The sequence below is a fragment of the Pseudomonas sp. Pseusp49 genome, assembly GCF_059491875.1.
In genome coordinates this window covers 5,111,921-5,124,037 of record NZ_CP168514.1, presented here as the reverse complement: position 1 = coordinate 5,124,037, position 12,117 = coordinate 5,111,921, and the positions used below count along the sequence as shown (strand labels likewise).

The following is a 12,117-nucleotide window of genomic DNA, read 5'->3' as shown; positions in this document are numbered from 1 at the left end:
GGATGCGTTCCGGGGGGCTTACGATTCGGTACGGCCGCTGATGCGCTGGCCCCAGGCCTTCGCGACAGCGCCAAGCCGTTGTTCATCCAGGCGAGTCAGACGACGGTCGTCGAGCAGCTGCCTGCCAGCCACCCAAAGGTGTTTCACGCAGTCCCGACCGGTGGCGTATATAAGCTGGGAAACCGGGTCGTAGACCGGTTGCTGGGCCAGGCCTGAGAGATCGAACGCCACCATGTCTGCGGCCTTGCCGATTTCCAGCGAGCCGGTTTCGGCCTCGATACCCAGGGCACGGGCGCCATTGAGGGTGGCCATGCGCAAAGCGCGATGGGCATCCAGCGCGGTGGCCGAGCCGGCGACAGCCTTGGCCAGCAGGGCCGCGGTGCGGGTTTCGCCGAGCAGGTCCAGGTCATTGTTGCTTGCGGCGCCATCGGTGCCGACCGCGACATTGACCCCGGCCTCCCACAAGCGCTCGACCGGGCAGAACCCGCTGGCCAGCTTCAGGTTCGACTCCGGGCAATGAATCACGTTGCTGTTGCTTTCTACCAGCAGCGCCAGGTCTTCGTCGCTGATCTGGGTCATGTGGACTGCCTGGAAGCGCGGCCCGAGCAAGCCCAGGCGTGCCAGGCGGGCCAGCGGGCGCTCACCGCGCTGCTCGACCGATTGCTGCACCTCAAAGGCGGTTTCATGCACGTGCATGTGGATCGAGGCGTCCAGTTCCTCGGCGATCACCCGGATTTTTTCCAGGTTTTCGTCGCCCACGGTGTAGGGGGCGTGGGGGCCGAAGGTGATTTTGATGCGCTCGTGGTGCTTGAGATCGCCAAACAGTTCAACGCCCTGACGAATGGCTTCGTCCGCCGTAGCGGCGCCCGGAATAGGGAAATCGAGGATCGGAATCGCGATCTGCGCGCGAATGCCGCTGTTGTGCACGCGCTCGCTGGCAACCTTCGGGAAGAAGTACATGTCAGAGAAGCAGGTGATGCCGCCTTTGATTTGCTCGGCGATGGCAAGGTCGGTGCCGTCGCGCACGAAGTCCTCGTCGACCCACTTGGCTTCGGCGGGCCAGATGTGGTTTTCCAGCCAGGTCATCAATGGCAGGTCATCGGCCAGGCCGCGGAACAGGGTCATCGCCGCGTGCCCGTGGGCATTGATCAGGCCGGGGCTGAGCAGCATGTCGGGCAATTCGCGGATTTCGGTTGCGTTAAGCTTCAGTGCGGCGGAACGTGGGCCGATAAACACGATGCGTCCATCACGGATGCCCACGCCATGTTCCTTGAGGACGACACCAGCGGGTTCGACGGGTACCAGCCAGGTCGGCAGCAATAACAGGTCGAGCGCAGCGGCAGTGTTCGGCATCGAGGGTCGGTTCCAGTGCTTTTGTAAAGGATGGCGAAGTATACCCGAGCGTCTTCGCGGGGGGATCGCTATAATCGGCGGCTTTTGTTCATGAGTGCGGGGTGAGGGATGCGCGATCGACTGTTGGCTGCGGAAAAGGTAAAGGCCATCGATTGGCGTGATGGCGCTCTCCATCTGCTGGATCAGCGTGTTTTGCCGTTCGAGGAAACCTGGATCGCCTACACCAGTGCAGCCGGTGTGGCCGAGGCCATTCGCTCGATGGTGGTGCGTGGCGCGCCGGCCATCGGCATCAGTGCCGCTTATGGCATCGTGCTCGCGGCCCGTGCCCGGATTGCCGAAGGTGGCGACTGGTATGCGGCGCTGGAAGAGGATTTCATGCTGCTGGCCGACTCTCGTCCTACGGCGGTCAACCTGTTCTGGGCGCTGGGCCGCATGCACGACCGGCTTGATCGCCTGAAAGACAATGCCGATCCGCTGGAGGTGCTGGAGGCCGAGGCCATCGCCATTCACGAAAGTGATCGCGAAGCCAACCTGACCATGGCGCAACTGGGTGTCGACCTGATCCGCAAGCACCAGGGCAATGCCCAGGCGATCCTGACCCACTGCAACACCGGCGCGCTGGCCACGGGCGGCTTTGGCACAGCGCTGGGGGTGATTCGTGCTGCATTCATCGAGGGGATGGTCGAGCAGGTCTATGTCGACGAAACCCGCCCATGGCTGCAAGGCTCGCGACTGACCGCATGGGAGCTGGCCAATGAAGGCATTCCCGTGACCCTCAATGTCGACTCCGCCGCCGCGCATATCATGAAGACCAAAGGCCCCACCTGGGTCATCGTCGGCGCTGACCGGATCACCGCCAATGGCGATGTGGCCAACAAGATCGGCACTTATCAACTGGCCGTCAACGCCATGCACCACGGCGTGCGCTTCATGGTGGTGGCGCCGAGTTCGACCATCGACATGAACCTGGCCAGCGGCGACGACATTCCGATTGAAGAGCGTGATGGTCGCGAGTTGCTGGAAGTCGGTGGCAAGCGCGTCGGGGCCGATGTCCATGCCTTCAACCCGGTGTTCGACGTGACGCCGGCGGACTTGATCGATGCGATCGTTACCGAAAAAGGCATTGTCGAACGCCCGGATACGGCGAAGATGGCGCAGTTGATGTGCCGCAAGCGCCTGCACTAGGTCAAGGCAATCCCTGTAGGAGCTGCCGAAGGCTGCGATCTTTTGACTTTGATTTTTAAAAAACAAGATCAAAAGATCGCAGCCTGCGGCAGCTCCTACAGGTCCGTGTTTGCAAGTGAAAAATGCGCTTGATTGCCTGCTGATCGAAGCTCTAAGCCCCTCTCGTCCCCTTCAAGCCTGTCACCGGTCAACTAACTACTCTCCATGCGCATCTGGGGGATAGGTGCGTGGCGGCTCTTGTGATAACATCCGGCGGTTTCCAAGGTTGCCCTGCGGGGTGATCTTTACTGCGCAGATCCATGGCATAACTCGTTGATTTGTCGTAAGCCAATGCATGGCACCTAGCCTGCAGCGGCGAGCTTCGTTGGTCCTGACGAAGTTTCACCAGAAAAAGGAATCAGGCTTCTCATGGGCGAACTGGCCAAAGAAATCCTCCCGGTCAATATCGAAGACGAGCTGAAGCAGTCCTACCTCGACTACGCGATGAGCGTAATTGTCGGGCGGGCACTGCCGGATGCGCGCGATGGCTTGAAGCCCGTGCACCGGCGCGTGCTGTTCGCGATGAGCGAGCTGGGCAACGACTTCAACAAGCCGTACAAGAAATCTGCCCGTGTTGTCGGTGACGTGATCGGTAAGTATCACCCGCACGGTGATACCGCGGTGTACGACACCATCGTTCGGATGGCACAGCCATTCTCCCTGCGCTACCTGCTGGTAGACGGCCAGGGCAACTTCGGTTCGGTGGACGGCGACAACGCCGCGGCCATGCGATACACCGAAGTGCGCATGACCAAGCTGGCGCACGAGCTGCTGGCCGACCTGCACAAAGAAACCGTGGACTGGGTGCCGAACTACGACGGCACCGAAATGATCCCGGCGGTCATGCCGACCCGTATTCCCAACCTGCTGGTCAACGGTTCCAGCGGTATCGCCGTGGGCATGGCGACCAACATTCCGCCGCACAACCTCGGTGAAGTCATCGACGGTTGCCTGGCGCTCATCGACAACCCCGAGCTGACTGTCGACGAGCTGATGCAATACATCCCCGGTCCGGACTTCCCGACCGCTGCGATCATCAACGGTCGCGCCGGCATCATCGAAGCCTACCGCACTGGCCGTGGCCGCATTTACATGCGCGCCCGCTCGATGATCGAAGACATCGACAAGGTCGGTGGCCGCCAGCAGATCGTCATCACCGAACTCCCTTACCAGTTGAACAAGGCGCGTCTGATCGAGAAGATCGCCGAGCTGGTAAAAGAGAAGAAGCTCGAAGGCATCACCGAGCTGCGCGACGAGTCCGACAAGGACGGTATGCGCGTCGTGATCGAGCTGCGTCGTGGCGAAGTGCCTGAGGTGATCCTCAACAACCTCTACGCCCAGACCCAGCTGCAAGCGGTGTTCGGCATCAACATCGTCGCGCTGATCGACGGCCGTCCGCGGATCCTGAACCTCAAGGACCTGCTGGAAGCCTTCGTGCGTCACCGTCGCGAAGTCGTCACTCGCCGTACCGTGTTCGAACTGCGCAAGGCCCGAGAGCGTGGTCACATTCTTGAAGGTCAAGCGGTTGCCCTGTCGAACATCGACCCTGTCATCGCCCTGATCAAGGCGTCGCCAACGCCGTCGGAAGCCAAGGAAGCGCTGGTCAGCACCCCTTGGGAGTCCTCGGCCGTGGTGGCGATGGTGGAGCGTGCCGGCGCCGATTCGTGCCGTCCGGAAAACCTCGATCCGCAGTACGGCCTGCGTGACGGCAAGTACTTCCTGTCGCCGGAACAGGCGCAAGCCATCCTGGAACTGCGTCTGCACCGCTTGACCGGTCTGGAACACGAAAAACTGCTGGCCGAGTATCAAGAGATCCTCAACCAGATCGGCGAGCTGATCCGCATCCTCAACAGCGCCACGCGCCTGATGGAAGTGATCCGCGAAGAGCTGGAAGTGATTCGCGCCGAATACGGCGACGTGCGTCGCACCGAGATCCTCGATGCCCGTCTCGACCTGACCCTGGGCGACATGATCCCGGAAGAAGAGCGCGTCGTGACCATCTCCCACGGCGGCTATGCCAAGACCCAGCCTTTGGCTGCGTACCAGGCCCAGCGTCGTGGCGGTAAAGGCAAGTCGGCGACCGGCGTCAAGGATGAGGACTACATCGCTCACCTGCTGGTTGCCAACAGCCACACCACGCTGCTGCTGTTCTCCAGCAAGGGCAAGGTGTACTGGCTGAAGACTTACGAAATCCCTGAAGCATCCCGCGCGGCCCGTGGTCGTCCGCTGGTCAACCTGCTGCCGCTGGATGACGGTGAATACATCACCACCATGCTGCCGGTCGAGGAATACACCGAAGGTCACTACATCTTCATGGCCACCGCCAACGGCACCGTGAAGAAGACCCCGCTGGAATCCTTCAGCCGTCAGCGCAGTGTCGGCCTGATCGCGCTGGAGCTGGACGAAGGCGACGTGCTGATCTCTGCTGCCATCACCGATGGCGAGCGTGAAGTGATGCTGTTCTCCGACGGCGGCAAGGTTACCCGCTTCAAGGAATCCGACGTTCGCGCCATGGGCCGTACCGCCCGCGGTGTGCGCGGCATGCGCCTGCCGGAAGGTCAGAAGCTGATTTCCATGCTGATCCCGGAAGAAGGCAGCCAGATCCTCACCGCTTCCGAGCGTGGTTTTGGCAAGCGCACGGCGATCACCGAGTTCCCTGAGTACAAGCGTGGCGGTCAGGGCGTTATCGCCATGGTCAGCAACGAGCGTAACGGCCGTCTGGTTGGCGCCGTCCAGGTGCTCGACGGCGAGGAAATCATGCTGATTTCCGACCAGGGCACCCTGGTTCGTACCCGTGTCGACGAAGTGTCCAGCCTGGGTCGTAACACCCAGGGTGTGACCCTGATCAAGCTGGCCAAGGATGAAACCCTGGTCGGACTGGAGCGGGTTCAGGAACCTTCGGAAATCGAAGGTGAAGAACTGGAAGGTGAAGAGGGGGCTGTGTTCGAGGGTGAAGTCGTGATCGACGACGTTGCCGAAGACCAGCAACTCGACGCCGCTGCTGACGAAGAGCCACAGGAATAAGCGGGTAAGCAGGGGGCGGATGAAAATTCGCCCCCTTGTTGTTTGAATTGTCGAATTGTTCTCATGTAGGAGTTGTCGAGCGAAGCGAGGCTGCGATCTTTTGATCTTGCCTTCAGGAATAAAGATCAAAAGATCGCAGCCTCGCTTCGCTCGACAGCTCCTACAGATCAAATAGATTGATTGAAATCAGAGCGAGATTGGATGTGAGCAAGAGAGCCTATAACTTCTGTGCCGGTCCTGCGGCGCTTCCCGAAGCTGTCCTGCAGCGCGCCCAGGGTGAACTCCTCGACTGGCACGGCAAGGGTCTGTCGGTCATGGAAATGAGCCATCGCAGTGATGAGTTCGTGTCCATCGCCACCAAGGCCGAGCAGGATCTGCGTGATCTGCTGAATATCCCCTCGAACTATAAAGTGCTGTTCCTGCAAGGTGGCGCCAGCCAGCAATTCGCGCAGATTCCTCTGAACCTGCTGCCGGAAAACGGCTCGGCCGACTATATCGACACCGGTATCTGGTCGCAGAAAGCCATCGAAGAAGCTTCGCGCTACGGCCACGTCAACGTTGCCGGCACCGCCAAGCCCTACGACTATTTCGCCATTCCCGGTCAGAACGAGTGGAAGCTGTCGAAAGACGCGGCCTACGTTCACTACGCGCCGAACGAAACCATCGGTGGTCTGGAGTTCCAGTGGATTCCGGAAACCGGTGACGTTCCGCTGGTGGCTGACATGTCCTCGGACATTCTGTCGCGCCCGGTGGATGTTTCGCGTTTCGGCATGATCTACGCCGGTGCCCAGAAAAACATCGGCCCGAGCGGTATCGTCGTCAACATCGTTCGCGAAGACCTGCTCGGCAAGGCCCGCTCCCTGTGCCCGACCATGCTCGATTACAAGGTCGCGGCCGACAACGGCTCGATGTACAACACCCCGCCGACCCTGGCCTGGTACTTGTCCGGCCTGGTGTTCGAGTGGCTGAAAGAGCAGGGCGGCGTCGAGGCCATCGGCAAGCTCAACGAAGTCAAGCAGCGCACGCTGTACAGCTTCATCGATGCCAGCGGCCTGTACAGCAACCCGATCAACAAGTCGGACCGCTCGTGGATGAACGTGCCGTTCCGCCTGGCTGACGATCGTCTGGACAAGCCGTTCCTGGCCGGTGCCGACGAGCGTGGCCTGTTGAACCTCAAGGGGCACCGCTCCGTGGGCGGCATGCGCGCCTCCATCTATAACGCCGTCGACATCAACGCCGTCAACGCGCTGGTTTCGTACATGGCAGAGTTCGAGAAGGAACACGGCTAATGTCTGAGCAAGAACTCAAGGCACTGCGCCTGCGCATTGATGCCCTGGACGAAAAGGTCCTGGAGCTGATCAGTGAACGTGCGCGCTGCGCCCAGGAAGTCGCGCGAGTAAAGATGGCCTCGCTGGCCGAAGGCGAAGTGCCGGTGTTCTATCGTCCTGAGCGTGAGGCTCAGGTGCTCAAGCGTGTCATGGAGCGTAACCAGGGGCCGCTGGGTAACGAAGAGATGGCGCGGCTGTTCCGCGAAATCATGTCTTCCTGCCTGGCACTCGAGCAGCCGTTGAAAGTGGCTTATCTCGGCCCTGAGGGTACCTTCACCCAGGCGGCGGCCATGAAGCACTTCGGTCACGCGGTGATCAGCAAGCCGATGGCGGCGATCGACGAGGTCTTCCGTGAAGTGGCGGCCGGGGCGGTGAACTTTGGAGTGGTGCCGGTGGAAAACTCCACCGAAGGCGCGGTCAACCACACCCTCGACAGCTTCCTCGAACATGACATGGTGATCTGCGGCGAAGTCGAGCTGCGTATCCACCATCACCTGTTGGTCGGTGAAAACACCAAGACCGACAGCATCAGCCGCATCTACTCCCACGCCCAGTCCCTGGCCCAGTGCCGCAAGTGGCTGGACGCCCATTACCCGAATGTCGAGCGCGTGGCGGTGTCCAGCAACGCCGAAGCGGCCAAACGGGTCAAGGGCGAGTGGAACTCGGCGGCGATTGCCGGTGACATGGCGGCCGGCCTCTACGGCTTGACCCGTCTGGCCGAAAAAATCGAGGACCGCCCGGATAACTCCACGCGCTTCCTCATGATCGGTAACCAGGAAGTGCCGCCGACCGGCGACGACAAGACCTCGATCATCGTCTCGATGAGCAACAAGCCGGGTGCACTTCATGAGTTGCTGGTGCCGTTCCACGACAACGGCATCGACCTGACGCGAATCGAGACCCGTCCGTCGCGCAGCGGCAAATGGACCTACGTGTTCTTCATCGATTTTGTCGGCCACCACCGCGATCCGCTGGTAAAAGGTGTGCTGGAAAAAATCAGTCAGGAAGCAGTGGCACTCAAAGTGCTGGGTTCCTACCCGAAAGCAGTTCTCTAAGGGCGGTAGCAAATGAGTGGCAATTTCCTCGCTCTGGCACAGCCGGGCGTGCAACAACTTTCGCCTTACGTTCCGGGCAAGCCCGTGGACGAACTGGCTCGCGAGCTGGACCTCGATCCAGCCAGCATCATCAAACTGGCGAGCAACGAAAACCCGCTGGGCCCCGGCCCCAAGGCGCTGGCGGCCATCCGTGATGCGCTGGCCGAGCTGACCCGTTATCCGGACGGCAACGGCTTTGCGCTCAAGAGTCTGTTGGCCGAGCAGTGCCGCGTCGAACTTGATCAGGTTACGTTGGGCAATGGTTCCAACGACATCCTGGAACTGGTCGCGCGTGCCTATCTGGCACCGGGCCTGAACGCCGTGTTCAGCGAGCATGCGTTCGCTGTCTACCCGATTGCCACCCAGGCAGTCGGCGCACAGGCCAAGGTGGTTCCGGCCAAGGATTGGGGGCATGATTTGCCTGCCATGCTGGCGGCGATCGATGCCAACACCCGTGTGGTGTTCATCGCTAACCCGAACAATCCGACCGGGACCTGGTTCGACGCCGAGGCGCTGGACGAATTCCTGCAGGATGTTCCGGAGCATGTGCTGGTCGTACTGGACGAGGCTTACATCGAGTACGCCGAAGGTAGCGACCTGCCGGATGGCCTGGACTTCCTGGCGGCTTATCCGAACCTGCTGGTTTCCCGCACCTTCTCCAAGGCCTATGGCCTGGCAGCTCTGCGCGTGGGTTATGGCTTGTCCACGGCGGTAGTCGCAGACGTGCTGAACCGTGTTCGCCAGCCGTTCAACGTCAACAGCTTGGCCCTGGCCGCGGCCTGTGCGGCGTTGAAGGACGACGAGTATCTGGCACAAAGCCGTCAGTTGAACGAGTCCGGCATGCAGCAGCTGGAAGCCGGTTTCCGTGAGCTGGGGCTGAGCTGGATTGCGTCCAAGGGCAATTTCATTTGCGTCGATCTCGGTCAGGTGGCGGCCCCGGTGTTCCAGGGCTTGCTGCGTGAAGGTGTGATCGTGCGCCCGGTGGCCAACTACGGCATGCCGAATCACCTACGCGTCACCATTGGTCTGCCGGCAGAGAACAGCCGCTTCCTGGAAGCGCTGACCAAGGTTCTGGCTCGTGGTTGATGTCACTGCACTGCAATCTGCTGAACCTATGATCGGTCGCCTGGTGGTGGTCGGTCTGGGGTTGATCGGCGGTTCGTTTGCCAAGGGTTTGCGCGAAAGCGGGATGTGTCGCGAAGTGGTCGGGGTCGATCTCGATCCACAATCGCGCAAGCTCGCGGTCGAGTTGGGGGTGGTGGATCGCTGCGAGGAAGATCTGGGCGTTGCTTGTCAGGGCGCCGATGTCATTCAGCTGGCAGTGCCGATCCTGGCCATGGAGAAAGTGCTCGCGCGTCTGGCTGGCATGGACCTGGGGCAGGCGATCCTGACCGATGTCGGTAGCGCCAAGGGCAACGTTGTACGCGCTGCCACCGAGGCTTTTGGCAAGATGCCGCCATGCTTCGTGCCGGGGCATCCGATTGCCGGTTCCGAGCAGAGTGGGGTCGAGGCCTCCAATGCCGAACTGTTCCGTCGGCACAAGGTGATCCTGACGCCGCTGGATCAGACCGATCCGGCTGCTTTGGCAGTGGTCGACCGTTTGTGGCGCGCGCTGGGTGCCGATGTCGAGCACATGCAGGTCGAGCGTCACGACGAAGTACTGGCTGCGACCAGTCATCTGCCGCACCTGCTGGCGTTCGGCCTGGTCGATTCGTTGGCCAAGCGCAATGAAAATCTTGAGATCTTCCGTTACGCTGCGGGCGGTTTCCGCGATTTCACAAGAATCGCCGGAAGCGACCCGGTCATGTGGCACGACATCTTCCTCGCCAACCGCGAAGCTGTCCTGCGCACACTCGATACATTTCGCAGCGATCTCGACGCCTTGCGCGACGCGGTCGATGCAGGGGATGGGCACCAATTGTTGGGCGTTTTCACTCGCGCCCGGGTTGCCCGCGAGCATTTCAGTAAAATCCTGGCCCGCAGGGCCTATGTGGACGCTATGAATTCCAACGATCTGATTTTCCTGGCTCAACCTGGTGGCCGCCTGTCCGGTCGGATTCGCGTACCGGGTGACAAATCGATTTCCCACCGTTCGATCATGCTCGGTTCCCTCGCTGAGGGCGTCACCGAAGTCGAAGGCTTCCTCGAGGGCGAAGATGCCCTGGCGACCTTGCAGGCGTTCCGTGACATGGGCGTAGTCATCGAAGGTCCGCACCACGGTCGCGTGACCATTCACGGCGTTGGCCTGCATGGCCTGAAGCCGGCGCCGGGCCCGATCTACCTGGGCAACTCCGGTACGTCGATGCGTCTGCTGTCCGGCCTGCTGGCTGCGCAGGACTTCGACAGCACCCTGACCGGCGACGCCTCGCTGTCCAAGCGCCCGATGAATCGCGTGGCCAATCCGCTGCGTGAAATGGGCGCGGTGATCGAGACTGCTGCAGAGGGTCGTCCACCGATGACCATCCGTGGTGGCAACAAGCTCAAGGGCTTGACCTACACCATGCCGATGGCCAGCGCCCAGGTTAAGTCCTGCCTGCTGCTGGCCGGTCTGTATGCCGAAGGCAAGACCACCGTGACCGAGCCGGCTCCGACTCGCGACCATACCGAGCGCATGCTGCGCGGTTTCGGCTACCCGGTAAGCGTTGACGGTGCCACGGCATCGGTTGAGTCCGGTGGCAAGCTGGCCGCGACCCACATCGAAGTGCCGGGCGACATTTCGTCGTCGGCGTTTTTCCTGGTCGCTGCATCGATCGCCGAAGGTTCGGACCTGGTGCTCGAGCATGTCGGCATCAATCCGACCCGTACCGGTGTGATCGACATCCTGCGCCTGATGGGCGCGGACATCACTCTGGAAAACCAGCGTGAAGTCGGCGGCGAGCCCGTGGCTGACCTGCGTGTGCGGGCAGCTAAACTCAAAGGTATCGAGATTCCGGAAGCGCTGGTTCCATTGGCCATCGACGAATTCCCGGTGCTGTTCGTGGCCGCTGCCTGTGCCGAGGGGCGCACCGTGCTGACCGGCGCCGAAGAGCTGCGGGTCAAGGAGTCGGATCGCATCCAGGTCATGGCGGATGGTCTGCTGGCACTGGGCGTCAAATGCGAACCGACCCCGGACGGCATCATCATCGACGGCGGCCAGATCGGCGGCGGTGAAGTGCACGGTCATGGTGATCACCGTATCGCCATGGCGTTCAGCGTTGCTTCGCTACGCGCCAGTGCACCGATCCGCATTCATGATTGCGCCAACGTCGCGACGTCGTTCCCGAACTTCCTGGCGCTGTGCGCGCAGGTTGGCATTCGTGTGGCACAAGAGGCGCAGTCGTGAACAACATTGCACCGGTCATCACCATCGATGGGCCAAGCGGTTCGGGCAAGGGCACGGTAGCCGGGATTCTGGCCAAGCGCCTGGGCTGGAACCTGCTGGATTCCGGTGCGTTGTACCGCCTGCTGGCTTTCGCCGCGCATAACCATGGTGTCGACCTGACCAACGAGGAACTGCTGAAGAAACTTGCCGCTCATCTGGACGTGCAGTTCATCGCGGCGACGGACGGTCAGCTGCAACGCATCATCCTGGAAGGTGATGAAGTCAGCGATGTCATTCGCACCGAAAGCGTCGGTTCCGGCGCTTCCCAGGTGGCTGCGTTGCCCGCTGTGCGCGAGGCGTTGCTGCAGCGCCAGCGTGCTTTTCAGGAAGCGCCGGGCCTGGTGGCGGATGGGCGCGACATGGGAACGGTGGTTTTTCCTGATGCGCCGCTGAAGATTTTTCTGACCGCCAGTGCTGAGGAGAGGGCGCGCCGTCGATATTTGCAGTTGAAGGGCAAAGTCGAGGGTGTTAGTCTGTCGAGTCTGCTAGATGAGATACGTGCACGCGATGAGCGTGACACCCAGCGAGCGGTAGCCCCGCTCAAACCGGCGGCTGACGCCATACAGCTGGATTCCACGGAATTGTCCATCGACCAGGTGCTGGAACGCATCATGAGCGAGATCGCCATTCGCGATATCGCCGGGTGACCAAGAGGGCCGCAGGGGACCAGTCATAGTCCTGCGGTGGCTTCTTTTAAATGAAACTAACCCACACCGTCTGGGGTGTGGAGATG

The 12,117-nt window shown here is 61.3% G+C and carries 8 protein-coding genes; 7 read left to right on the top strand and 1 reads right to left on the bottom strand.

The window, feature by feature from the left end; all coding sequences use genetic code 11:
• Nucleotides 1–18: 18 nt before the first annotated feature.
• A complete protein-coding gene (locus tag ACEN83_RS22690; protein WP_495578505.1) occupies nt 19–1,353 on the bottom strand; it encodes a TRZ/ATZ family hydrolase in 1,335 nt (444 codons plus the stop codon).
• 108 nt (nt 1,354–1,461) lie between these two features.
• Here ACEN83_RS22690 and mtnA point away from each other — a divergent pair, with 108 nt between their 5' ends.
• The 7 genes from mtnA to cmk all read left to right on the top strand — a co-directional run bounded on the left by mtnA (nt 1,462) and on the right by cmk (nt 12,031).
• Nucleotides 1,462–2,538: an S-methyl-5-thioribose-1-phosphate isomerase gene (mtnA, locus tag ACEN83_RS22685; RefSeq protein ID WP_007973650.1), complete on the top strand. Its 1,077-nt coding sequence runs from the start codon at nt 1,462–1,464 to the stop codon at nt 2,536–2,538.
• A 408-nt stretch (nt 2,539–2,946) separates the two neighbouring features.
• Entirely contained in the window at nt 2,947–5,601 is a 2,655-nt protein-coding gene (gene gyrA / locus ACEN83_RS22680; RefSeq protein ID WP_495578504.1) for a DNA gyrase subunit A, read from the top strand.
• Nucleotides 5,602–5,804: 203 nt separating this feature from the next.
• Nucleotides 5,805–6,890 (top strand): 3-phosphoserine/phosphohydroxythreonine transaminase, encoded by a 1,086-nt coding sequence (gene serC / locus ACEN83_RS22675; RefSeq protein WP_495578503.1) that lies wholly within the window; start codon nt 5,805–5,807, stop codon nt 6,888–6,890.
• Nucleotides 6,890–7,984, top strand: a complete 1,095-nt coding sequence (pheA, locus tag ACEN83_RS22670; RefSeq protein ID WP_007939916.1) for a prephenate dehydratase — start codon at nt 6,890–6,892, stop codon at nt 7,982–7,984. Before serC ends, pheA begins: the two co-directional genes overlap by 1 nt.
• A gap of 12 nt (nt 7,985–7,996) precedes the next feature.
• A complete protein-coding gene (gene hisC, locus ACEN83_RS22665; protein WP_495578502.1) occupies nt 7,997–9,109 on the top strand; it encodes a histidinol-phosphate transaminase in 1,113 nt (370 codons plus the stop codon).
• A gap of 28 nt (nt 9,110–9,137) precedes the next feature.
• Nucleotides 9,138–11,345, top strand: coding sequence for a bifunctional prephenate dehydrogenase/3-phosphoshikimate 1-carboxyvinyltransferase (locus tag ACEN83_RS22660; RefSeq protein WP_007973643.1), 2,208 nt, complete (start codon nt 9,138–9,140; stop codon nt 11,343–11,345).
• On the top strand, nt 11,342–12,031 hold the full coding sequence (gene cmk / locus ACEN83_RS22655) for a (d)CMP kinase (RefSeq protein ID WP_007973641.1): 690 nt from the start codon (nt 11,342–11,344) through the stop codon (nt 12,029–12,031). Before ACEN83_RS22660 ends, cmk begins: the two co-directional genes overlap by 4 nt.
• Nucleotides 12,032–12,117 lie beyond the last annotated feature (86 nt).